Raw genomic sequence first — 23,323 nt, forward strand, 5'->3', positions numbered from 1 at the left:
GTATATGTTTTCCGTCAGAGCCGGGCGGTCGAGCGGCGCGCGGACACGGGCACAGGGTGAGATTCCCTGCGCCCGTGCGGTATCGGCGTGGGCCTAGGCGACCGGGGTGGTCTCCGGCTCCTCGGCGGGCGTGGGCCGATGACCACGCAGCAGGATCAGGCCCAGGGCCGCGGCGGCGAGGGAGAAGCCGACGCTGATCCACGAACCGGTGGACATGGCCGCGGTGAAGGCGGATTTCGCGGGACCGTCCACGCCGATTCGCAGTGCCGCGCCGATGGATTCGCGGGCGGCGGCCGGAGCGTCGGCGGGCATGTGCGCGGTGTACACCCCAGCCAGCACGCTGCCGATCACCGCGATGCTGATCGCCTGCCCGACCTGCTGGAGTGTGTCGTTCATGGCCGAGCCGACCCCGGCGTGCTCGACGGGGATGGCGCCCAGGATCGCGGAGTAGGCCGCCGGACCGGCCAGACCGCCGCCGATGCCCATGATCATCATGCTGGCCAGCACCCACCAATAGCCGTCCGCACCGGCCAGCACGGCGAACGCACCGGCCATCACCGCGAGTCCGGCCACGATGAGCGCCTTGTTGCTCACCTTCTTGCCCAGCGTCGCACCCAGGCCGTTGAACACCGCGGCCGCCAGGGCGTAGGGCAGCAGCGCCCAGCCCGCCCGCATCGGCCCGTAGCCCAGGACGAACTGCAGATACTGGGTCAGGATCAGCAGGACCGCGCCCATGCCGAAGACCATCAGCAGCAGCGTCAGGCAGGTGCCGGTGAAATCCCGGTTCCGGAACACGCCCAGCGGCAGCATCGGATGTTCCGAGCGGTGCTCCCACACTCCGAATCCCGTGGCGGCCAGCACGGCCAGCACGATCACCGGAATGTTCCACTCCCGCTGGATGATCACGTACACCGTCGAGGTCAGCGCGATGATCGACAGCACGACCCCGACCGGGTCGACCGGGCGCTGCTCACCGCGGGTTTCGGGCATCAGCACGACCGCGGCCGCGATCGCGACCACCGCGACCGGAATGTTCAGCAGGAACACCGAACCCCACCAGAAGTGCTGCAGCAGCAGACCGCCCAGCGTCGGGCCGAGCACGATGCCGACCATCGACACCGTGGACCAGGCCGCCATGGCCTTGCGCCGCTCGTCCTCGGCGAAGGTGGTCATCAGAATGGACAGCGTCGAGGGCATCAGCAGTGATCCGCCGACGCCCATCGCGGCACGCGCCGCGATCACTTGCCACGGCGCGTCGGCCAGCACGGCCAGCAGCGACGCAGCACCGAACACGGCCAGTCCGGTGATGAGCATGCGGCGTCGCCCGAAGCGGTCCGACAGACTGCCCGCGGTCAGCAGCAGTCCGGCGAAAACCAGGATGTAGGCGTCGAGAATCCACTGGATATCCGAGGGCGAGGCGTTCAGATCCCGGATCAGCGACGGGATGGCGATGTTGAGCACGGTGCCGTCGATCATCAGCACCAGCAGGGACAGGCACAGCACCACCAGAATCCACCAGCGACGCGGATCGCGGACCGGTGTTTCCGCAGGTTCTGGTACAACGTTCGATTCCACTCGCACACCGTACGATAAACTCGAACGGTGTGCGAGTGAATTAAGGTTGGTGCCGTGTCCAAGCCATTCACCTCGGTATGGGCGCGCGAGCCGCGCCGCCCCAGAAGCTCCGGACTCGGCCGGGAGCAGATCGTCGCGGCCGCTGTGGAGATGCTCGACGCCGAGGGGCTCGGGTCGCTGAGCATGCGCAAACTCGGCGCCCGGCTGGGTGCGGGCGCGACCAGTCTGTACTGGTACGTCGCGAACAAGGACGAGTTGCTGGAACTGGCCATGGACGAGGTCTGGGGCCTGGTGGAGGTGCCCGACCCGGACCGCACGCCGTGGCGCGAGGTGGCCACCACCACGGCCTATGGCCTGCGGGTCGTACTGCTCGAACACCCGTGGCTGGCGAATCTGCTCGGCCGGATGCCGATGGCCGGACCCCATGCGTTCGCTATGAGCGACCGGCTGCGCCGTGCGTTCGTGCGCGCCGGATTCACCGGCGTCGACGTCTATTTGGCCAGCGGCACACTGATGGGTTTCGTTCTGGGACAGGTTATTCCGGAGATCGGCGTCCGCCAGGTGACCGAGGACGGCACCTACGATCCCGCCAGTATGGTGGCCGTGGTGGATCGAGTGGCCGCGGACTATCCGGAGATGCGCGCGGATTTCCGGCAGACAGTGGAGATGGATCCGTCGGCCGCGCGCGCCATGGCCTTCGACTTCGCCCTGCTGTGCGTCCTGGACGGCCTCGCGGCCCGGCTCGCGGCCGCCGATGTCGCCGGGAAGTCCGCGGAGGCCGCCGCCCAGGAGCGCGGCTGACACGGCGTCGCCGACACCGGTGGCTCAGCCGCGATACATCGTCCGGTAGGCGGAGATGGTCTCGACGACGTGATCGACCAGTTGTTCCCGGGTCGCGCGCAATCTGCCGTTCAACCAGGCCGAGAACATCCCGGCATTGCCCGCGGCCATCGTGACCGCGGCCAGGCGGCGTTGCGCGGGATCGGCGATGTGGGTGAACAGATGATCCTGGATCAGCCGGGTGAAGGCGGGCATCACCGCGATGGTGGTCTGCCCGAGGCCGGTCGAGGAGTACGGCTCCACCAGGAACAGCCGCGATTTGCGCGGATCCTGGAGCACGGTATCGATGAGCGCCTGCGCCAGCGCGCGGATCCGCTCGGGATCGTCGGCGACGGCGAAGGCGGTCATGGGTTCCAGGAATTCGGTGGCCACCTGCCGGTACAGCACGTCGAGCAGATCGTCGCGATCGGTGAAGCTCTCGTAGAAGTAGCGGTCGGTCAGGCCCGCGCGGCGGCAGACCGCGCGCATGGTGACCCCGGCCGCACCGGATTCGCCGATCAGATCCAGCGCGGCCTCGAACAACGCGGTCCGGCGGGCCTCGCGACGTTCGGTGAGGGTGGTCCCGCCCCAGATGCGGGGTTCGGGGCCGGGGGAGTCCTGACCTGAATGCACGAGGACAACACTAACGCCGAGCGCTCAGCCGAGTAGTTCGTCGATATAGCACCAGCGCCACTTCTCGCCCGGCTCCACGCTGCGCATGACCGGATGCCCGGTCTCGGTGAAATGGCGGCTGGCGTGATTGCCCACCGAGGAGTCACAGCATCCGACGTGCCCGCAGGACAGGCACATTCGCAGATGCACCCACCGCAGCCCCTCGGCGATGCATTCGGCGCAGACCTCGGGCAGGTCCGGGACCGGGATGTGCGGCGCCTCGCGCAGATGCTCGCACGCCCCGGCGGCCGGGCCGCGCAGCGGATCGGGCGGCAGATCGTCGGCCTCGGCGACCCGGTCGATGGTGGACTCCTCCATATCGAGCACCCTCATCACCTGGTCCAGGATCTCGTGATCCAGAGTGCCCGAATCACGCACGCGCAGGACGACTTCGCGTTCGGCGGCCAGCATCGCCAGGCGCAGCCGCCGGTACTCGCCGCTGGGGGTGATCCGCACCGATTCCGCGCGGCCCAGTTGCTCCCAGGCCGCGTGCGCCCGGCGCTCGACCCGATCCCGCAGTGCCGTAACGACTTCCGGGGGAGTCTCGGCGACGATGTTCTCCTCCAGCGCGACCAGGCCCGCGGCGGTGGCCTGCTGCAGGAGATTCGCCTGCTGCAACGCGTCCTCGGCGCGGCTGGGCCCGCGCAGCCGCAGCACGCGCACCAGCAGCGGCAGCGAGACGCCCTGCAACAGCAGCGTGCCGCCGACGACCACCAGCGCGAGCAGTTTGAGCGTGGCCAATTGCGGTGTGTCCGAAGGCAACAGCAGCGCGCCCGCGAGCGTCACCACACCGCGCATACCGGCCCAGGACACCACCGTCGGGCTGGTCCACGGCGGTGCGGGCTTACCGCGCGGGCGCGATTCGACCCACCAGGCGAAATAGGTGGCCGGATACACCCAGATCGGCCGGGTCAGCACGACGGTCACCAGTACCGCGGCACAGGTCAGCAGCAGGGTGGCGTGGTCCAGGCCGCTGGACCAGGCGTCCTCGAGGATGTGCCGGACTTGCAGGCCCATCAGCAGGAATACCGCGTTCTCCAGGATGAACTGGATGGTTCGCCAATTGGTGCGTTCGGCGATGCGCGAGGCCGCGGTCTGCCACACCGGCGCGCCCTGCCCCAGGATCAGCCCGCACACCACGACCGAGATGACCCCGGACGCGTGCGCGGCCTCGGCGGGCAGATAGGCGGCGAACGGGGTGATCAGCGACAGGCTGGTGTCCAGGACCGGATCGACGATGCGGCGGCGCAGCATCGCCAGCACCCCGGCCGCGACGACGCCGATGGCCGTTCCGCCGACGGCGGACCACAGGAAATCACCCCCGGCCTGCCACACGCTGAACGCACCGGCCATGGCGGCGACCGCGGTGCGCAGCGCGACCAGTGCGGTCGCGTCGTTGAACAGCGCCTCACCCTCGAGCAGGGTCACCACGCGCCGGGGCATGCCGACCCGCCGCGCGATGGCGGTGGCCGCCACCGCGTCCGGCGGGGACACGATTGCCCCGATCGCCACCGCGGCGGCGAACGGGATGTGCAGCAGGGTGTGCACCACGCCCGCGACTGCGAAGGTGGTGAACAGCACCAGCCCCACCGAGAGCAGCGCGATCGAGAGCTTCTTGGGTTTGAACTCCACCAGGGAGCTGCTGATCGCCGCGGTGTACACCAGCGGTGGGAGCAGGCCGAGCAGCACCATCTCGGGATTGATGTCGATCTCGGGCACGAACGGCAGATAGGACGCACCGATACCGGCGACGGTGAGGATCAGCGGTTCGGCCATGCCGACTCGGCGGGCGAGGGCGGCCAGGCCCACGGTGACCGCGACCAGCGCCACCAGTCCGAATGCGATATGCACCCTCATATCCTGCCAGTCGGGTATCCGACCAGCGCGGTCGGTGTTCGCGCGGGCGAGGACCGCCTGCGGACGACATCCCCGGCGGGCGATCGGCGCGGTGGCCGCCCCGGGGTTCCGTGCGAGATCCCGGTCGGGGCCCCGGGGATGGCCGGGGTGCGATGCGAGGTCCGTATCGAGGACCCGCGCCGGACTCTTGCCGCAGATGTGCCGATGGCGTGCCTGGGCAATCCGCTCGGTGGCAGATGTGTGCGGGAGGCGTCGGCTGTACGTGGTGTCCGACCCCACCCGCATACTGGTTGACGTGAGCGAGCTTGCGAGCGAACCGGAAAGACAGCACGCCCGGCATACCGCCGCGCCCGGCGTCGGCGAGGTGCGGGTCGTGAGCGATCCGGCGAGCGGGCCGTGGACACCGTGCGTGAGTGAGATGGAGTTGTGAGTGAGCTTGCGAGTGAACGATCGACGCGGGACATGTCGCGTATGCCGCAATCGAGCGTCGACGAGGTGATGTCGTGAGGGAGTTCGCGGCCGCGGTGTGGCCGAGGTGCGCGCCGGGGCGCAGCGCCGGTGGATTCGTGGGTGATCGATGGGTACGGTGCGTCCGGCGCATGTCGGAGGCGAGGGGCAGCGAGGTGGAGTTGTGAATCCGTCGCGGGAGAACACCGGTTCGGGGCCGATCGTCACGGTGTCCGGGCCGATCGGCCGGCGCAATCCGCGCCGCGCCGAACTGGTGCTGTGCGTCGCGGCCGTGGTGATCGTGGTGGTGGCGGCGTTGGCGATGTCCGCGGCCACCGGCGGCGGTGATTCGCTGCAATGGTCGCTGATCGTGTTCGTGGTGCTGACCCTGCTGGCGCATCTGGCCGTGCGGATCTTCGCCGCCAAGGCGGATCCGGTGATCCTGCCGTGCGTGGTGCTGCTCAACGGGATCGGACTGGTGCTCATCAATCGGCTCGACCGGGCCGAGGCGACGACCGCGGCCTCGCAGGGCGAACCCGCGCCCTCGTCGGACTCCGCGCATCAGCTGATCTGGACCGCGGTGGGCATCGCGTTGTTCGCGGCGGTGCTGGCGGTCGTGCGCAATCACAGCCAGCCCGCCCGGTACGCGTACACCTGCGGTCTGGCCGGTGTGGTGGCCCTGCTGGTGCCCGCGGTGCTGCCGTCGAAATTCAGTGAGGTCAACGGCGGCAAGAGCTGGATCATGTTCCACGGCTTCTCGATTCAGCCCGGTGAGTTCGCCAAGGTGCTGCTGCTGATCTTCGTGGCCGGTTTCCTGGTGGCCAATCGCGATCTGTTCAGCACCGCGGGCAAGAAGGTGCTGTGGTTCACCGTGCCCCGGCTGCGTGACCTGGGTCCGCTGCTGCTGGTGACGCTGCTGGCCGTGCTCGTGCTGGTCTACGAGAAGAACCTGGGATTCTCGCTGCTGGTTTTCGGGACCGTGCTGGCGATGGTGTACATCGCCACCCGGCGGGCGTCCTGGCTGCTGATCGGGATCGCGATGTTCGCGGTCGGCGCGATCATCGCGTACAACCTCTTCGCGCACGTGCGGGTGCGTGTGCAGGTGTGGGAGGACCCGTTCGCGACCTACTACACCAACGGTTTTCAGATCGCGCAGGGCCTGTTCGGCCTGGGCACCGGCGGCCTGTGGGGCGCGGGTCTCGGGGCGGGACGGCCGCAGGAGGTGCCGTTCGCCAAGACCGACTTCATCATCGCCACCATCGGCGAGGAACTGGGGTTGTTCGGGCTGACCGCGGTGATCATCCTGTTCATGATCATCACGCTGCGCGGATTCAGCGCGGCGCTGACCACTCGCGACTCGTTCGGCAAACTGCTCGGCGGCGGACTGGCGTTCTCCCTGGGCTGGCAGCTGTTCGTGGTGGTCGGCGGCGTCACCAAACTGATTCCGCTGACGGGTCTGACCACGCCGTTCATGTCCTACGGCGGATCCTCGCTGCTGGCCAACTACGTCATCATCGCGCTGTTGATCCGCATCTCGCACGATGCGCGCAGTGTCCCGGCCGCCGCACCCGCACCGGTCGCGCCGATCGCGGACGCGATGACCGAACACATCGCCCGACGGCAGATCTGAGCCGCTCGCGGCTCACCCGCGCGGTGAGCCTTCGAGGGTTTTTCCGGCATCACGCCAGGCGACGATGCCCCCGTCCAGGCTGCTCGCGTCGTATCCGGCGCGCCGGGCGCGCGCGGCGAATCGCCGGGACACCTCGCCGACCGGGCAGACGAACACGAGCGGGCGGGTGCGGGAGAACGGGATGCCCTGGGCGAACATGTCGTCCAGTTGATCGTCGCGGATATTGAGCGAGCCCGGGACGTGCCCGATCCGGTACGCCATCGCCCCGCGGGTGTCCACGATGACGGGCTGGGCCAGCCCGTCGAGGCGTTCGAGCTCGTCCGGACTCAGCGCGGGAACCTCCGCGAGTTCGCGTGCGTCGGGTGCGGGGGCTCGGGAATCATTGCGGCCGAACAGGTCCGGGCGGCGCTTCTTGATGTACGACAGATACGGCTCGATCCGATCGCAGACGATGATCACCGCGCGCACCGGCTCCTCGGGGGAGGCCGCCGAACGATCCGCTGCGCCGAGATGTTCGATCGCCGCGGCGTAGGTCGCACCGCTGGTGGGCCCGGCCAGGATGCCGTAGCCGGTGGCCAGCCCGAGGGCCCCTTCGATCGCGCTCGCGGCGGTGACGGTCATGATGCGGTCGTAGAACTCGGGCCGGAACAGCCCCACATCCCACATCTCGGTCTCCGAACGGATACCCGGAATGAAGTCGGTGCGTTCGGACACCACGGCCACGGTGCGCAAATCCGGATTGTGTTTGCGCAGATAGCTCGCCGTGCCCCGGGTGGATCCGGTGGTGCCGAGTCCGCCGATCAGATAGTCGACGCACGCGCCGCCGAGGTCCTCGTGGATCTCGCGGCCGGTGCCGTGATAGTGCGCCTCGATATTCTTCTCGTTGGTGTATTGGGACGGATGATGGTATGCGCCAGGATGTTTGGCCATCGTCGCCTCGATGACCGAGTACACGTCGTTGGGCGTGGTCGGGTCCGGGCATTCGGACAGACCGGGCAGTTCCTCGATCCTCGTGCCGAACAGTTGCAGCAGATCGCGCACCTCGCCGACCTTGATGCGATTGGTGATCGCGTGCAGGCCGACCCCGCGCATCGCGCCCAGAATGCGCAGCGCCTTGGCGGTATTGCCGCTGGAGGCCTCGATGAGGGTCTGGCCGCGGGCGGCGATCTCGTCGAAATCGTCGCGGATCATGCCCCAGGCCACCCGGTCCTTCACCGACCCGAACGGGTTGCAGGACTCCAGTTTCGCGTAGAGCTCGACATTCTCCAGCCCGTGCACCGCGGGATCCAGGCGCAGCAGCGGGGTGTTGCCGATGAGTTCGGTGATGTGGTCGTAGCGCATCAGGCGGCCCCGTCGGCGGCGGTGTGCCGGGCCTCGCAGAGTTCGGCCCGATCGATGGCCGTCGGGGGTTCGTATTCGGCGTCGCGGCAGATCCGAAACCCCTCCCCGTCGTGGGCTACGGCGAGTTTGGGCGGCGGTTCGTGCATCGACGCCGAGGCCGCCGACAGATCCATGTGGTAGGCGGCGGTATTCGGGAACACAACCAGATCGCCGGGCTGCGGGACCATCGCGGGCCACACCTTGTGATTGGTGATGAGATCGCGCTCGAGGCACAGCCGCCCGGCGAAATACACCCCCACCCGAGCCGCGCCGTCCGGTCCGGTACTCCCGGGGAAGTCCGAATCGCTCGCGGCGCAATCGGATCCGAACGAATCTCGGCGAGCGGCGCCGGGTAGTACCAGCGGATCCACCATGACCTCCTGATCTGCCGGGGTGACGGAGTCGCGGGAGAGGTCGAGGTTCACCAGCACGCTGCCATCGGCGGCCCGCTTGACGAATTCGACCTGGGCGACGGTGATTCCGGCGTGATCGACCAGTGCCTTGCCGGGTTCGAGCCAGATCTCGAGCATGTTCTCCGTGGCCAGTTCGGCGAAGGTGCGGCCGCCGTGCTCCTCGAGCGGTGCGGTGAGCAACTCGTCGAGCATGCGGGTGGCGGGCACGGTATTGGCGTACTTGTGGAATACCGGCGTTCCGTGCACACGGGTGCCCTCGATCTGATAGCCGAAGGTGTTGCCGCCCCAGGCCATCGGCTCACCGCGGCCCAGCAGCGCCTCCCGCAACGCCAGGACGTAGGCGTCGAACCGGGCGGCGTCCGCGGTGAACACCTGCCGGAATCCGCCGCCGATATCCAGCACCGACGGCGTCAGATCGTAGGAATAGGCCAGTTCGATCAGTTCCAGGCAGGCTTCGACGGCGCGCAGGCGTTCGGCGGGTTCCCCGGAATCGATGTGGAAGGCCAGGCCTCGCAGATCGAGCCGGGTGCGGTGCGCCGAGAGCATCCGCAATGCCTCCCCGGCCTCGGCCGCCGCGATGCCGAACCGGCTCACCGCGCTGTTCCGGAAACCCGAGATACGCAGCAGCACAGGAACTCTCGCATGATCACCGGCGAGTTCGGCCAGCCGTCGCAACTCCCAGAGGTTGTCCACGTTGACGCTCACCCCGGCCTCGACGAGTTCGCGCAGGAATCGCTCGCCCTTGGGGCCGGTCGCCTCGATCCGGGCCGCGGAGAATCCGGCGCCGATCGCCGCGGACAGCTCCCGCGGGGAGGCCACGTCGACCGCGATACCGGCGTGCTCGGCGGTACGCAGCAGCGCCCGCGAGCGATTCGCCTTGTGCGCGTAGCAGATCCGGTAATCCGACAGGTGCGTGTCCAGCACCGATCGCAACCGGCTCAGATTCTCCGAGTACACCTGCGGGAACAGCAGGTGGGCGGGGGAGCCGAAACGAGTCACGGCGTCCTGCACCGCGCCGGGACTGTTCAGGAACGCCCGCACCAGCGGATGGATCTTCGCCGGCAGGGCCGGTGCGCTCATCGGGCGGACTCGGGCAGCGCGGCCTCCGGCGACCGCGCCCCGGCGTGCGCGGGCGCGGCATGGGTGGGGTTGTAGCCGCTGTCGCGCAGCGCCTCGAACGCGCGGTGGCGATTGCGCGGACTGCGGAACTCGGCGACGACGCGCTTGCTGATCAGATCGATGTCGTGCACGCGGATCTGCATGGACTCCAACACTCCGGTGATGGTGCGCACGCAGTGTTTACAGTTCATGTCCGGGACGTGGAACACCTGGTTCTCCGCGTCGAGCGCACCGTCGCCGGGTGCGGCGTCGTCCGGAATCTCCGTCACGGTCAACTGCGGCACGATCTCGGTGAACACCTCCACGAAACGGTCCACCACGATCGGCAGCAGGCTGTAGTGCTCACCGTCGAGCCGATGCGGCATGGCCGCCAGGCAGGCCGGGCGGACGCCGGGCGGCAGCAGCGCGTATTGGCGGGAGATGAGATCGAGTTCGTCGTGGTACTTCTCGATCGCCGCGGGCACGGACAATCCCTCCACGCTGGTGGCGCGGCGCATGACCGCGTGCGCGTCCGCGATGGTGGCATCCTTCATCGCGCGCAGGGTGGCCACTGTGTCGGGCGTGTAGCGGACCGTGCCGTCGGGCTGGGCCGCGAAGCTCACCGGAATCATCCCGCGCCGATAGGTGGACGCCTGCAACTCCCAGAACCAGCGGGTGGCGACCGCGCCGAAGACACCCGAATCGCGCATGCCGCAGGCGAATTCGACCGGCGTGCGATAGGGCGTGGCGTGCGCGAGCAGGGCGTGCTGGGCCAGCGCCCGGCCGGTGGCCTCGATGCCGACCCGGAACACATCGATCGGATCGTGATCGGTGGTGGTGCCGTCGAGGGCGTCGCGATCGGGGCCGGACAGCGCCGAGATGCGTTCGGCGAGTGCGGAATCCGTCTCGAGCGCATGCCACAGCGTCAGCACCGCCTCGCGGGTGGCGATCGGGACGATCGGCCCGAGACCGCCGGTGCGGATGTGCCCGGTGTTGGGGATGCCGTCGCTGTCGGTCCAGGCGATGCGATGAGTAGCGCTGGTGACCTGGTCGGGACGACACGGCCGCATGAAGCTTTCCAGATACATCCGCTGCGAGAGCGTCAGGCGGGCACCTGGTTCGGGGCGCATGGCCGCGCGGGTGTAGTCGATCAGGGTCGCGGTCGCGGGCGCGAGCCGGTCGAAGAGTCCGGGACGCGACAGCGCGGCCAGCACGCGTGCGGCCGCACGCCGATCGTAGCGGGGGTGTGGCGGGCTGGCTGTCAAGGTCCGACCTCCCGGGCGATCTCGGCGAGACATGCGACGAATCGGTCGATATCGTCGGCGGTGGTGTAGATGTGCGTGCTGACCCGGACCGAATCCGCGTCGTCCCCGCCGTCGGCGGGCGGGACGCAGTGCGCCCCGGTCCGAACCAGGAATCCGGCCTCGGCCAGGACGAATCCCAGATCCGTCGAACCGATCCCCGCGAGGGTGAACGACACTGTGCCGTAACCGGTCTCGCAGGGCGCATGGGCCGGTCCCGGGCTGAATTCGAGTCCGGGCAGCGGGCGCAGGCCCTCGATCAGCCGACGGGTCAGCGCACGGTTGTGCTCGGCGATGACGTCGGTGCCGATCTCGTCGAGTACGTCCAGGGCCGCGCCGAGCGCGAGGACGCCGGGGATGTTGTGCGTGCCGCCCTCCAGCCGCTCGGGCATCGCGGCGTACGCCAGGCTCGAATTCGCCGGTGCCACACCAGAATTTCCGCCCGGGAGGAAAGGCGCCAGCTGGTCGTGCACGCGCCGGGCGCAGTACAGCACGCCGGTGCCGGGCGCGCCGAACATCTTGTGCGCGGACAGGACCGCGAAATCCGCGCGCAATTCGGTGACGTCGATCGGCAGATGCCCGCCGCTCTGGCTGCAGTCGAAGCACAGCAGGATCCGCGGGTCGAGGCGCTCCCGCAACTCCTCGAGGGTGTTCAGCGCGCCGAACACATGATGCAGGTGGCTCACGGTGATCAACCGGGTGCGTGGGGAAATCCGTGCCGCGATCTCGACGGTATCGGCCTCACCGAGTTCGGTGACGCGGTAGGGGATCAGCCGTATCCGGCGGCCGAATCGGGCCAGGGTGTCGCGCAGGTGCAGCCAGGGATACACATTCGAGGCGTGATCGCGTGGGCTGTAGAGGATTTCGTCGCCGTCGTCGAGATTCGCCAGGCCCCAGCTCAGCGCCACGGCGTTCAGGCCCGCGGTCGCCCCCGGGGTGAAGACGATCTCCTCGGGCGCGGCGCCCAGATGCGCCGCGGTCCGCTCCCGCACGTGTTCGATGGCGCGAGTGAGGGTCGTGGCCCACGGATAGCTGCCGCGACCGGCGTTGGCGGTGCGCTCGCGCAGGTATACCTCGACCGCCGCGATCACCGGTGCGGGCTTCTGCGTCGTCGAGGCGCTGTCCAGATACACCTCGGCGGCCGCGGTGACCGAAGGGAACAATCGGCGCACCATCGCCGGTGAGATCGGTTCCGGCGGTGGCGGTGTCGGCCCGGACCCGGGCGGAATCGGCGAGGGAGCCCGGACCGCCGGATGCGGAGTGGGGACCGACCCGGATACAGCTGACCGCAAACGCGACGCTCCCTTCGGCTCGTACGCTCCGACTCGTTCAACGATACGACATTCGGCGAGTTGTTCGAAGATTGCCGCCGACAACGACTTTCGCGGGGTGCGGGCACGGGCGTGGCGAGAGTCGCGCGGGATCCGGATTCAGCGCATCACTTTCCCGCGGGATCGGGCCCGCCCGGGTTGCACAGTGCCTGCACGGTCGCGTCGTAGCCGACCGCGGGCCGCCACGGTTCGAGATTCCAGCTCGGCTTGTTCGGTGAGACCAGCCGCGCCCACTGCCAATGACATTCGAACTGGTCGTACATGCCCGGGGTGTTCGCCTCGGGAGCGTCCTTCAACACCTCGCCCCAGGCGCGGTCCAGCGCGGCCGGGAACCAGTCGTCCCGGCCCGCGGGAGTCGGGTAGACGTGCAGGCGGCGTCCGTCGGAATCGTCGGTCCACTGCGTGTGGTCGATGAGCGGGGTGTTCGGGTACGGGTCTGTGCTCGGAACGACCGCCTGCGTGACGGTACTCGCGGACGCGGCGGTGCTCGCCGAGGTGGTCTTCGCGGGCGTCGTGGCGCGCGCCGTCGCGGGCGCGTGCAGCGCCGAGGAGGGGACGGTGCCGATCGCCACCGGCGAGGACTCGTCGGCCGCGCCGCAGCCACAGGTCAGCAGCACCACCGTCAACACCGGCGCGAGTGCGATGCCGTACCTCATCCGTCGGCCCCCTTCGATAGTTCCCGCTCGCGTCCGCCACGGTACCGCGCGGGTCGCGCGGGCGATCCGGCGCTCCGGCGGCACCCGACCGGACGTGCGCCGTCCTGCCCGACATGTCGGTGCCCTCGAAGTACCATGGACGAGTGGCCGCACAGCTGACCAAGGGACAGATCGACCATCTGACAGTCGGGGAGCTCACCGTATCCGTGCAACACGGCGAGCCGATCGATGTATCGGCGCTGCTGTTGAATTCGGCCGGGCAGGTCCGCAGCCAGCGCGATCTGATCTTCTACAACCAGACAACGGGCCCCGGCGTGCGCCTGGTGCCCGGCCAGACGCCCGGCGTGTTCATCGAATTGCGTTCGCTGCCACGGGATGTCGATCACGTGCGAGTGATCCTGAACCTCGCCGATCAGCAGGCCCATTTCGGCGACTTCGGGCCGCCGATCGTCCGCGTCGAGGGGCCGGGCGGAAATCCGTTGTACGAGTACGTCATCGACGATCTGGGCCGGGAGGGCGTGGTCGTCGCGCTGGACCTGGACCGGGTCGGCGGGGCCTGGCAGCTGCGAATGCTCGGGCACGGCTACGACGCCGGATTCGAGGCGCTGGTGACCGGGCACGGTGTGCGCATCGGGCCGCCGGGCCAGGAGGATCTGGGCTATCGCGGTCCCGCGGAACTGAATCCGGGCCAGGAGGTGTCCCTGCACCACGTCCGCAACGGCGAGCTGACGCTGGTGAAGATGGCGCTGGGCTGGGATCCGGTGCGACAGATCGGCATGCGCAAGGTCGAGGTCGATCTGGACGCCACGGCACTTATTTTCGCCGGTCGCAACGTGGTCGACGCCGCATCCTTCCTGCAACTGTCCTCCCGCAGCGGCGCGGCGCGGCACTCGGGTGACAACGTCGACGGTAGCGGGGCCGGTGACGACGAGACCATCACCGTGGATCTCGCGCGGCTGCCGCAGCAGGTCACCGCGGTGGTGTTCGTGGTGACCTCCTACAAGGGCCACACCTTCGAACGGGTCCGCGAGGCGTTCTGGCGCTTGGACGACGGCGTCGCGGGAATGCAACTGGCGCGCGGCAACCTGCGTGCCGGTGGTGCGCACACCGGCATGATCGTCGCGAAGGTCTATCGCGACGGCAGCACCTGGCGGGTGGCCTCGATCGGCGTCCCGATCCAGGCCACGCACCCTGTCGAGGCGGTTCCTGAAGTCGTCCGGTATCTGTAGGTCGGCGCCGCGGAATGTCAGGCGCTGTCGCGTCCGGTGATCTGGACGATCGGCAGAACCAGCGCCGCGGGCGCCGAGGCGGGCACGACCGGATTGTGCGGTGCCACAGGGGAGATGCGCCGATAACCCTCGCTCTGCGCGGGCCGGGTGTCCTGCTCGCCCTTGTTCGGCCACAGGGCCGCGGCGCGCTCGGCCTGCGCGGTGATCGTCAGCGACGGATTCACCCCGAGGTTGGCCGAGACCGCCGCGCCGTCGACCACGCTCAATGTCGGATACCCGTAGACCCGGTGGTACGGGTCGATCACCCCGTGCTCGGCGTCCGACCCGATCGGCGCGCCGCCCAGGAAGTGCGCGGTGAGCGGAATGTTGAACACCTCGCCCCAGCTGCCGCCGGCGATACCGCCGATGGTGTCGGCGACCTTGCGGGTCACCTCGTTGCCGACCGGGATCCAGGTCGGATTCGGTTGTCCGTGGCCTTGTTTGGAACTCATCGTGCGGCGGCCGAACAGCCCTCGTTTGGTGTAGGTGGTGATCGAGTTGTCCAGATTCTGCATGACCAGCGAGATGATGGTGCGCTCACTCCAGTTCCGGACGGTCAGCATCGACAGCAGCCGCACCGGATGCTTCAGCACTTCGAGAACGAAGCGCAGCCAGCGCGGGATGCGGCCTCCGCCGTCGACCATGAGCGTCTGCAACAGGCCCATCGCGTTGGAGCCCTTGCCGTAGCGGACCGGCTCGACGTGCGTATCGGCGGTCGGGTGGATCGAGGAGGTGATGGCCACGCCGCGGGTGAAATCGCGATCCGGATCCACCGTCCGGGTGGCCGCGCCGACGATCGATTCGGAATTGGTCCGGGTCAGCTGACCCAGCCGGGGCGAGAGAGCGGGCAGAATTCCCTTGTCCCGCATGGCGAACAACAGTTGCTGGGTGCCCCGGGTACCTGCGGCGAACACCACGTGCGAGGCGGTCAGCGTGGTCGGCGACTTGCGGAACCACGCCCCGGTGCGCTCGGTGCCGACCTCCCAGGAGTCGTCCGGCAGCGGCCGCACCGCGGTCACCGTGGTGAGCGGAAAGACCTGTGCCCCGGCCTGTTCGGCGAGATACAGATAGTTCTTCACCAGGGTGTTCTTCGCGCCGTGACGGCAGCCGGTCATGCATTCGCCGCATTCCAGGCAGCCGGTGCGCTCGGGGCCCACGCCACCGAAATACGGGTCCGGGACGGTCTTTCCGGCCTCGCCGAAGAACACGCCCACCGGCGTCTGCACGAAGCTGTCGCCGAAACCCATCTCGTCGGCGACCTGTTTGAACACCTCGTCGGCGGGGGTCATGTGCGGGTTCTGCACCACGCCGAGCATCTTGCGGGCCTGCTCGTAGTAGGGGATCAGCTCGGCCTGCCAGTCGGTGATGTCGCGCCACTGCGGATCGTCGAAGAACGGTGCGGGCGGGACATAGAGGGTGTTGGCGTAGTTGAGCGAACCGCCGCCGACGCCCGCACCCCCGAGGATCAGCACATCGCGCAGCAGGTGGATGCGCTGGATGCCCAGACATCCGAGTTTGGGGGCCCAGATGAACTTGCGCAGATCCCAGCTCGTCTCGGGCAGTTCGTCGTCGGCGAAACGCCGTCCGGCCTCCAGCACCCCGACCCGGTAGCCCTTCTCGACCAGCCGTAACGCCGTGACACTCCCACCGAATCCGGAGCCGACGATCAGTACGTCGAAATCGGTGTTCCGCTGCGTCATGGCCTTGCTCCTCGCGTGCTGTCTCCGGTGACCCAGGTTACGTTACTACTCGGTAGGTTAGGGCGGCGCGACAGTCTACGACCCGGTCACGCTTAGGATTCCCGGGTGACCGGATACGACGACGCTTTCGAGCACCTCGACACCTCGATTCTGCCGCCCCGCCAGCAGCGGATCCTGGCGGCGATCCGGGATTCGGTGGTGCGGCACGGCTATCCGCCCAGTACGCGCGAAATCGGGCAGGCGGTGGGGCTGCGCTCCGCCTCGACTGTCTCTCGGCATCTGAAAGCGTTGGAGGACAAGGGTTTCCTGCGACGCGGCGAGTCCGTATCGCGGCCGATCGACGTGCGACTGTTCCTGCGGTCCGCCGCGTCGCCGGAACGCGACGAGCAGGCGGTGGACGTGCCCGTGGTCGGCGATATCGCGGCCGGGACGCCGATCCTGGCCCAGGAGCACGCCGAGGACACGCTCACGCTGTCCCGCCAGTTGGTGGGCCGCGGCACGGTGTTCGGCCTGCGGGTGCGGGGCGATTCGATGATCGATGCCGCGATCTGCGATGGCGACATCGTCGTCGTGCGCCGTCAGCCCGATGCCCAGACGGGTGAGATCGTCGCCGCGATGATCGACGGCGAGGCCACGGTGAAGGTGTTCCGGCGGCGGGGCGGCCACGTCTACCTGGAACCGCGCAATCCGGCCTATTCGGTCATCGACGGCGATTCGGCCGTGGTCCTGGGCAAGGTCGTCTCGGTGATGCGGCGCGTGTGACAGGCCACAGATCTGAAACATGTATGGTTCGCCAAACGATAGCCGGTCAACTACAGTTCCGAGCGTCACGTCGCCCGGGCAGAGCTTTGAATATGCAACGGAGGTGCGCATGAGGCGCGGTATTCGGATCGCAACGGCTGCCGCGGCGGCTCTTTTCGCGGGGTTGTCGACCGTGGTCGCCGCAGGCCCGGCCGCGGCATCGAGCGATCCGGTGATCGCGTCGAAGAGCCCGCTGGCCAAGCCGGTGTCCCAGGACGGTTCCAAGCTGGCCGGACTCACCGTCGTCGATGCCACCCACTTGAAGCTGAGCGTGTTCTCCGCGGCGATGAACAAGCCCATCACCGTGGAGGTGCAGCGTCCGGCCGACACGTCCGCGCCGCGTCCGACGCTGTACCTGCTCAACGGCGCGGGCGGCGGTGAGGACAGCGCCAGCTGGGATGCGAAGGCTCCCGATGCGCTGAAGTTTCTCGCGCCCAAGAATGTGAACGTGGTGCAGCCGATCGGCGGTGCGTGGAGCTATTACACCGACTGGCGCGCGCCGGACCCCACGCTGGGTGTGAACAAGTGGAAGACCTTCCTGACCCAGGAGCTGCCGCCGATCGTCGACGGTGCGCTGGGCGCCACGGGCGTGAACGCGATCGCCGGTCTGTCCACGTCGGGGACGTCGGTGCTGGCGCTGGCGATCGCCAAGCCCGGCCTGTACAAGTCGGTCGCCGCCTACAGCGGCTGCGCGCAGATCAGTGACCCCATCGGATATCGGTATGTGAACTTGGCCACCGGGGTCTGGGGCGGCGGCAACACGGTGAACATGTACGGCCCGGAGAACGACCCGATGTGGGCGGCCAACGACCCGTACGTGCACGCCGATCAGCTGCGGGGATTGAACCTGTTCATCTCCAGCGGTTCCGGGCTGTCGGGCAAATACGACACGCTCAACGGCCGGTACGCCCTGCCCGGCGCGTACGGTTTGGGCAACCAGCTGATCATCGGCGGCGTCATCGAGGCGGCGGTCAACGGTTGCAGCCACAATCTGCAGGCGAAGCTGAACAAGCTGGGCATTCCGGCCACCTACGACTTCACCCCGGACGGCACCCACTCGTGGGGTTACTGGCACGACGATCTGATCAAGTCGTGGCCGGTGCTGGCCAAGGGCCTGGGCCTGCCCGCCTGAGCATCCGCTCCGAACGCCCCGTCGCAGCCGCGGCGGGGCGTTCTCGGTGAATGCGCTAGAGGACGACCGGCCGGTCGCAACTGTCCGGCGGGTCCACCTGCGAACAGGCCAGGGGTGCGCGGGTCGGGCGGTAGTTCGCGGGCACGCCACCGGCGCGGGTGATGGCCTGATACGCCGCGACCGCGTCGGTAGGCTTGCGGGTCAGGCTCGGATCGGTGGTGACATCGACGGTGTAGAGGCCGAAACGCGGTGTGTAACTGCCCCATTCGTAGTTGTCGGTCAGACTCCAGTAGTTGTATCCGAGCAGGTTCATCCCGTCGGCCTTGGCCCGCTGTAGCCAATACACCGTGTCCCGCAGGTGATCCGCGCGGGTATATCCGTCCGGCCGGGGTTTGCCGTTCTCCGTCGGCATCCCGTTCTCCACGACGTACAGCGGTTTGCCGGGAAAGAGCTTGGCGTAGTGGCGGAGTGCGTAATAGATGCCCTCGGTTTGCAGGGGCAGCTGCCACATGCCGGGCGCACCGGCCGCGCTGCTCGCGGCCCTGGTCCCCGGATCCGGGCCGAAATAATAGTCGACGCCCAGGAAGTCGAGTTTGCCGGAGACCTTGTCGACGAACGGCTGATTCACCGAGGTCTCCGCGCCCGGCACGAAGCCGAGATTGCTGGTCACCATCGCCTCGGGCCGGACGTGGTGGATGTAGTCGTAGATCTCGTTGTGCACCTGGGCCAGTCGATCGCGCATGATGGTCGCCTCGCTCCGCGCCAGTGCGCCGATGCGCTGTTCGGTGCCGATGTAGGCGGCGGGTTCGTTGATCGTCACCCAGAGCGGATCGCGGGATGCATAGCGGTCCACCACCTTTCGGGCGTTGGCCAGCCAGTCACGCACCATGTCCGGATGCCGCCAGCCGCCGCGCGCGGCCGCCCAGCCCGGATACACCCAGTGATCCAGGGTGAGCATCGGCCGCAGCCCCGCGCGCACGATCGCGTCCACGATGCCGTCGTAGCCGATCAGCGCCGCATCGTCCCACACACCCGGATTCGGCTGCACCCGCGCCCATTCGATGCTGGTGCGGTAGACCTCGACGCCCAGCTGTGCGGCATGGGAGACGTCATCGGGGTAGTAGTCCCAGAACCGCACCGAGTCCAGGTAGGGATCCGCCTTCCCCGAGCTGATGTAGCGGGTCCAATTGCTGTCCGGCGCATGGCCTTCGGTCTGGAAACCGGACGAGGACACGCCCCACAGGAATCCCTCACCCAGCGGCGGCACCCCGCCGGGCGGGCCTGGTGGTGGCGCGGCCGGGGCCGGGCCGGGCACGATGAGAGCCGCTACGGCGGCCGCGCCCGCGGCGAGGATCTGCCGGCGACTCGACTGTGCCATCGCGCAAGCGTAGCTGTGAGATTGCTGAAATTCGGGCCGGTCGTACGCGTGTCGTCGTGCCGGATGATCGCTGGGACGATCTGTTCGGGCAGGTTCGCGGGAGGCGGCGCTCTGGCAGGATCGATGGGTATGAGCGGGCAGGATGCGATGCGGGAGCCGGGCGAGGGCGCCGCGGCGGCGACACAGGGGATGAGCACCGTCGTGGAGACCGCCGCCGGGCGGGTGTACGGAGTGGCGGAATCGCCGGGCGTGTACGCGTTCCGCGGAATTCCGTATGCCGCCTCACCGATCGGGGAGCTGAGGTTCGCGCCGCCGCGACCGCATCCGGGGTGGGCGGGTGTTCGCGACGCGGCCGGGTCGGGCCCGGCGGTGCCGCAGTGGCCGTCCCGGCTGGAATCGATCATGGGCGCGCGTATCCCGCGATGGGACGAGGACGGCTGTCTGACGGTCGACGTGTGGGTGCCGCAGGGCGAATCGCATACCCCGCGCGCGGTGCTGCTGTGGTTCCACGGCGGCGGATTCACCAGCGGCAGCGGCGGCTGGGACTGGTACGACGGGGGACGCCTGGCCGCGCTCGGCGACATCATCGTGGTCACCGCGAATTATCGGCTCGGAGCGCTGGGATACCTGCGTCTGCCGGGCGCGGACAATCTCGGCTCCCAGGATCAGGCCGCGGCCCTGCGGTGGGTGAGCGAGAACATCGCCGCCTTCGGTGGTGACAGGGGTCTGATCACCGTCGGCGGGCAGTCTGCCGGTGCGTTCTCGGCGATGGCGCTGGCGACCGACCCGGACACCGGTCCCGCGGTGCGCCGGGTGATCGGCCAGTCCGGACCGTGGGGGATGAGCCCCCAGGATCCCGACGAGGCCGCCGCGACCACGGCGAAATATCTTGCGCTGCTCGGAATTCCGGGCGACGGCACCGACCCGCTGCCCCGGCTGCGCTCCCTGCCGGTGCTGGACCTGGTGCAGGCGTACGCCCGGCTGATGCTCGAAACCGCGGCGCTGGGTCGTGTCGCGCCGCCGCTGTATCCCGTGCTGGGCGGCGCGATTCAGTCGGCCGGATGGCGGGATCTGGTCCCGGCCGGCGCGCTGCGCGGCAAGGACGTGCTGCTGGGCGCGACCGGTAACGAACTCGGTGCGTTCTTCGCGCTCAACCCGATGATCCGGATGCTCTCCGACACCGCTGCCGCGCGGCTGATCGGCGATGTCGTGGGGGAGTCCGGCGAGGCTCGCTACCGGCAGTACCTGGCGGAGCATCCCGATGCCGGACCCTTCCGCGCGCTGACCGCTGTCGCGGGCGAGGCGATGTTCGGCGACGATCTGTTCGTCTTCGGCGAAGCGCTTGCCGCACAGGGCAATCCGGCCCACATCTATCGATTCCTGCGCGAACCGTCCCCGGACCCGTTCGGGCTGGGCGCGGCGCACTGCGCGGATCTGCCCTATCTGTTCGGCACGTTCGACAGTTACCCCAATTCGCCGATGCTGGGCACGGTCGGTGCCCGCGATCACGCGCTGGCCGCCCAGTTCGGCGGTGCGCTGGCCGCGTTCGTGGCCACCGGCTCACCCAACGGGCCGGGACTCGAATCGTGGAAGCCGTGGTTGCCGGGCCCGGAACCGGACGTGCGGAAGTTCTGAGCCGCGCGGTCGGCCGGTGCCGCCCGGTCGACGGGCGGCACCGGCTCGCTCAGTGCGGTGCGGCGGACAGATCGAACAGGACCAGCCCGTCCATCCGCTGCGGTGTGTAGTGCGCCGACACCCAGTCGAAGATATCGGTATCGCCCACCGGATGCCACAGTGCCGCATCCGGACCCTGCTGTGCCGCAGGCTGATTCGGCTCGCCCGCGGCCGGGGGATGGGCGGGCTTCTTGCGCCACGAGTCCGGCAGCCTCACCTCGGGTGCGATGTAGTACGTCACCTGATGGGTGCGGACCATGGTCTGGAATTGGGCGAGGGTCGGCGCCGGGTCCTCGGAGGTGAAGCCGCCGATCGCGATGACCGAGGTGCGGCTGGCCAGCTCCAGATCGGCGGCCGGACCCGAGCGCTCGGTGGCCGCCGACCACTTGGTGGTGGTGTGCCGCAACATATCGATCAGCTGCGGCGGGTAGCCGTCCCCGCCCATGAACATGCCGAACGCGTGCCGCATCTGTGCGAAGGCCGGGGGCAACTCGTCCTTGTGCGCCGGACCGACGGACGGACCGCCGCCGGTGTGCGCCTGCGGCAGGGTGACCGCGGCGTATGCGGTCGAACCACCCAGCGCGGCGATCATTCCGGCGGTGACCAGGACGGCCGTGCCGCGTCGCGGGACGCGACGATACAGCGCGGGGACCGCGGTGAGTACCAGCCCGGCGGCCGCGAGGACGGTCACCACCAGGATCGTCCAGCGCAACCACGGCTGCCACTGCGAATTACGTTGCAGCAGTACGAATCCCCACACCCCACCGGCGAGAATCAGTGCGGCCGAGCCCGATCGGCCCAGCGCGCCGTCGCGCCGCCGCCACATCTCGAGGACGCCGAGCGCGACGGTTCCCGCGATGGCCGGTGCGATGGCCAGCGTGTAATAGGCGTGCATACCGCCCTGCATACCGGCGAACGCCGCGCCGTCGATGAGCAGCCGCAGCCCGAAGGTCAGCGCCGCGCCGCGCACCAGATCGGTCCGTGGAGCCCGGCCGCGGGAGATCAGCACCAGGACGAAGGCCACGATCGCGGCGGGCAGCAGCCAGGAGGTCTCGAAGCCGATCTCACCGGTGAACAGTCGTGCCACGCCGTTGCCGCCGCCGAACGGGCCGCCGCCGTGGAAGTGCGGGAACTGGTATCCGGCGGGCATCTCGAGCATCTTGCGGCCCATGTGGTTCTTGCCCAGATAACGTGCGAAACCGTTGTAGCCCAGGACCAGATCCATGAAGGTGTTGTTCGTCGACCCGGCCAGATACGGCCGGGAGCCGGCCGGCCACAGGATCGTCAGCAGCACATACCAGCCCGAGGAGACGATCAGCGCGACCGCGGCGGCCAGCAGATGCGCGACCCGCCGCCCGAGCCCGGTCGGCGCGACCACCAGATAGGCCAGTCCGAGTGCGGGCAGCACCATCAGGCCCTCGAGCATCTTGGCCAGGAAGGCGAATCCCAGGGCGACCCCGGCGAGCGTCAGCCAGCGCACGCTCGCCGCGTGCAGCGAGCGGATCGTGCAGTACGCCGCCGCCGTCATCAGCAGCACCATCGCCGCATCCGGGTTGTTGAACCGGAACATCATCGCCACGACCGGCGTCACCGCGAGGATCGCGCCCCCGAGCAGTCCCGCGCCGCGACTGTCGGTGGCGCGGGTGATCGCCCCGTACATCAGCGCGACCGCGGCGACGGCCATCAGCGCCTCCGGAACCAGCATGCTCGCACTGCTGAAGCCGAACAGCTGTCCCGACAGACCCATCACCCACTGCGAGACGGGCGGCTTGTCGACGGTGATGAAGTTGCCCGGATCCAGCGAGCCGAACAGCAATGCCTCCCAGTTCCGCGAACCGGCCCAGGCCGAGGCGGCATAGAAGCTGTTGCCCATGCCGTTGACGGTGATGTTCCACAGATAGGCCACGGCGGTACCGAGCAACAGCACCACCAGCGCGATTCGCTCCCAGCGGCGGGCGGGCCCCAGGGCGGGATTGCGTTCGGCGAGCGGCGGAGAGGTCGATTCGGACATGGCGGTATCGGCAGTGGTCGCTGTCACCGCGCAAGTCTGTCTCGGCGGTCGGTGAGAAGTCTGTCGTGTAACTGTGAATAGTCTGTGAAATCAATGAAAGATGCCGTCGATCGGCAGCACCCTTCGGATCATGCGGGACCGAGTCCGGGTCCCGGACTCGCGGCACCGATGGGGCGATGT

The 23,323-nt window shown here is 68.7% G+C and carries 18 protein-coding genes; 7 read left to right on the plus strand and 11 right to left on the minus strand.

Annotation, left to right across the window (positions count from 1 at the left end; all coding sequences use genetic code 11):
* Nucleotides 1-93 precede the first annotated feature (93 nt).
* A complete protein-coding gene (locus tag NM2_RS32255) occupies nucleotides 94-1,575 on the minus strand; it encodes an MFS transporter (RefSeq protein WP_067676857.1) in 1,482 nt (493 codons plus the stop codon).
* A gap of 54 nt (nucleotides 1,576-1,629) precedes the next feature.
* Between NM2_RS32255 and NM2_RS32260 the strand changes: the two genes are divergently transcribed.
* Nucleotides 1,630-2,376, plus strand: a complete 747-nt coding sequence (locus NM2_RS32260; protein WP_067676859.1) for a TetR/AcrR family transcriptional regulator — start codon at nucleotides 1,630-1,632, stop codon at nucleotides 2,374-2,376.
* 24 nt (nucleotides 2,377-2,400) lie between these two features.
* Here NM2_RS32260 and NM2_RS32265 read toward each other — a convergent pair whose 3' ends face one another.
* Nucleotides 2,401-3,027 carry a TetR/AcrR family transcriptional regulator gene (locus NM2_RS32265; protein WP_067676861.1) on the minus strand — a complete coding sequence of 209 codons (627 nt, stop codon included), beginning with the start codon at nucleotides 3,025-3,027 and terminating at the stop codon, nucleotides 2,401-2,403.
* 24 nt (nucleotides 3,028-3,051) lie between these two features.
* Nucleotides 3,052-4,923: a Na+/H+ antiporter gene (locus NM2_RS32270; protein WP_174575711.1), complete on the minus strand. Its 1,872-nt coding sequence runs from the start codon at nucleotides 4,921-4,923 to the stop codon at nucleotides 3,052-3,054.
* A 295-nt stretch (nucleotides 4,924-5,218) separates the two neighbouring features.
* Between NM2_RS32270 and NM2_RS52670 the strand changes: the two genes are divergently transcribed.
* Nucleotides 5,219-5,353 carry a hypothetical protein gene (locus NM2_RS52670; protein WP_281182555.1) on the plus strand — a complete coding sequence of 45 codons (135 nt, stop codon included), beginning with the start codon at nucleotides 5,219-5,221 and terminating at the stop codon, nucleotides 5,351-5,353.
* 201 nt (nucleotides 5,354-5,554) lie between these two features.
* A complete protein-coding gene (locus tag NM2_RS32275) occupies nucleotides 5,555-7,000 on the plus strand; it encodes an FtsW/RodA/SpoVE family cell cycle protein (protein ID WP_245718316.1) in 1,446 nt (481 codons plus the stop codon).
* 12 nt (nucleotides 7,001-7,012) lie between these two features.
* Here NM2_RS32275 and NM2_RS32280 read toward each other — a convergent pair whose 3' ends face one another.
* The 5 genes from NM2_RS32280 to NM2_RS32300 form a co-directional block, all read right to left on the minus strand.
* Nucleotides 7,013-8,341: a pyridoxal-phosphate dependent enzyme gene (locus NM2_RS32280; RefSeq protein WP_067676863.1), complete on the minus strand. Its 1,329-nt coding sequence runs from the start codon at nucleotides 8,339-8,341 to the stop codon at nucleotides 7,013-7,015.
* Nucleotides 8,341-9,873 carry an alanine racemase gene (locus tag NM2_RS32285; RefSeq protein ID WP_067676865.1) on the minus strand — a complete coding sequence of 511 codons (1,533 nt, stop codon included), beginning with the start codon at nucleotides 9,871-9,873 and terminating at the stop codon, nucleotides 8,341-8,343. The genes NM2_RS32280 and NM2_RS32285 overlap by 1 nt, the downstream gene beginning before the upstream one ends.
* Nucleotides 9,870-11,156: a heavy-metal-associated domain-containing protein gene (locus NM2_RS32290; protein WP_245718317.1), complete on the minus strand. Its 1,287-nt coding sequence runs from the start codon at nucleotides 11,154-11,156 to the stop codon at nucleotides 9,870-9,872. Before NM2_RS32290 ends, NM2_RS32285 begins: the two co-directional genes overlap by 4 nt.
* A complete protein-coding gene (locus tag NM2_RS32295) occupies nucleotides 11,153-12,367 on the minus strand; it encodes an aminotransferase class V-fold PLP-dependent enzyme (protein WP_067676869.1) in 1,215 nt (404 codons plus the stop codon). Before NM2_RS32295 ends, NM2_RS32290 begins: the two co-directional genes overlap by 4 nt.
* A 263-nt stretch (nucleotides 12,368-12,630) precedes the next feature.
* Entirely contained in the window at nucleotides 12,631-13,179 is a 549-nt protein-coding gene (locus NM2_RS32300; RefSeq protein ID WP_067676871.1) for a DUF2599 domain-containing protein, read from the minus strand.
* 143 nt (nucleotides 13,180-13,322) lie between these two features.
* Here NM2_RS32300 and NM2_RS32305 point away from each other — a divergent pair, with 143 nt between their 5' ends.
* Complete coding sequence (locus NM2_RS32305; protein WP_067676873.1) at nucleotides 13,323-14,408, plus strand: TerD family protein; 1,086 nt, start codon at nucleotides 13,323-13,325, stop codon at nucleotides 14,406-14,408.
* Between the two features lie 17 nt (nucleotides 14,409-14,425).
* Here NM2_RS32305 and NM2_RS32310 read toward each other — a convergent pair whose 3' ends face one another.
* Entirely contained in the window at nucleotides 14,426-16,147 is a 1,722-nt protein-coding gene (locus NM2_RS32310) for an FAD-dependent oxidoreductase (protein ID WP_067676875.1), read from the minus strand.
* 105 nt (nucleotides 16,148-16,252) lie between these two features.
* On the opposite strand from NM2_RS32310, the gene lexA reads away from it, so the two are divergent.
* Both lexA and NM2_RS32320 read left to right on the plus strand, forming a co-directional pair.
* The gene (gene lexA, locus NM2_RS32315) at nucleotides 16,253-16,909 is read left to right on the plus strand and encodes a transcriptional repressor LexA (RefSeq protein ID WP_067676877.1); all 657 of its coding nucleotides are present in this window, start codon (nucleotides 16,253-16,255) and stop codon (nucleotides 16,907-16,909) included.
* A 109-nt stretch (nucleotides 16,910-17,018) separates the two neighbouring features.
* Complete coding sequence (locus tag NM2_RS32320; RefSeq protein WP_067676879.1) at nucleotides 17,019-18,080, plus strand: alpha/beta hydrolase; 1,062 nt, start codon at nucleotides 17,019-17,021, stop codon at nucleotides 18,078-18,080.
* 55 nt (nucleotides 18,081-18,135) lie between these two features.
* On the opposite strand, the gene NM2_RS32325 is transcribed toward NM2_RS32320, so the two are convergent.
* The gene (locus NM2_RS32325; protein WP_067676881.1) at nucleotides 18,136-19,458 is read right to left on the minus strand and encodes a family 1 glycosylhydrolase; all 1,323 of its coding nucleotides are present in this window, start codon (nucleotides 19,456-19,458) and stop codon (nucleotides 18,136-18,138) included.
* Nucleotides 19,459-19,587: 129 nt separating this feature from the next.
* Here NM2_RS32325 and NM2_RS32330 point away from each other — a divergent pair, with 129 nt between their 5' ends.
* The gene (locus NM2_RS32330; protein WP_218026034.1) at nucleotides 19,588-21,093 is read left to right on the plus strand and encodes a carboxylesterase/lipase family protein; all 1,506 of its coding nucleotides are present in this window, start codon (nucleotides 19,588-19,590) and stop codon (nucleotides 21,091-21,093) included.
* A 49-nt stretch (nucleotides 21,094-21,142) separates the two neighbouring features.
* On the opposite strand, the gene NM2_RS32335 is transcribed toward NM2_RS32330, so the two are convergent.
* The gene (locus NM2_RS32335) at nucleotides 21,143-23,143 is read right to left on the minus strand and encodes an ArnT family glycosyltransferase (protein ID WP_084531791.1); all 2,001 of its coding nucleotides are present in this window, start codon (nucleotides 23,141-23,143) and stop codon (nucleotides 21,143-21,145) included.
* Nucleotides 23,144-23,323: the final 180 nt, after the last annotated feature.

This window comes from Nocardia miyunensis NBRC 108239 (assembly GCF_001613065.1).
GTDB lineage: Bacteria > Actinomycetota > Actinomycetes > Mycobacteriales > Mycobacteriaceae > Nocardia > Nocardia miyunensis.

Excerpts from the sequence above, each read along its gene's own strand:
- NM2_RS32285 (WP_067676865.1), bottom strand. The coding sequence starts at position 9,873 with ATGAGCGCACCGGCCCTGCCGGCGAAGATCCATCCGCTGGTGCGGGCG.
- NM2_RS32270 (WP_174575711.1), bottom strand. The coding sequence starts at position 4,923 with ATGAGGGTGCATATCGCATTCGGACTGGTGGCGCTGGTCGCGGTCACC.
- NM2_RS32325 (WP_067676881.1), bottom strand. The coding sequence starts at position 19,458 with ATGGCACAGTCGAGTCGCCGGCAGATCCTCGCCGCGGGCGCGGCCGCC.
- NM2_RS32300 (WP_067676871.1), bottom strand. The coding sequence starts at position 13,179 with ATGAGGTACGGCATCGCACTCGCGCCGGTGTTGACGGTGGTGCTGCTG.
- NM2_RS32280 (WP_067676863.1), bottom strand. The coding sequence starts at position 8,341 with ATGCGCTACGACCACATCACCGAACTCATCGGCAACACCCCGCTGCTG.
- NM2_RS32335 (WP_084531791.1), bottom strand. The coding sequence starts at position 23,143 with ATGTCCGAATCGACCTCTCCGCCGCTCGCCGAACGCAATCCCGCCCTG.
- NM2_RS32320 (WP_067676879.1), top strand. The coding sequence starts at position 17,019 with ATGAGGCGCGGTATTCGGATCGCAACGGCTGCCGCGGCGGCTCTTTTC.
- NM2_RS32330 (WP_218026034.1), top strand. The coding sequence starts at position 19,588 with ATGAGCGGGCAGGATGCGATGCGGGAGCCGGGCGAGGGCGCCGCGGCG.
- NM2_RS32310 (WP_067676875.1), bottom strand. The coding sequence starts at position 16,147 with ATGACGCAGCGGAACACCGATTTCGACGTACTGATCGTCGGCTCCGGA.
- NM2_RS32295 (WP_067676869.1), bottom strand. The coding sequence starts at position 12,367 with ATGGTGCGCCGATTGTTCCCTTCGGTCACCGCGGCCGCCGAGGTGTAT.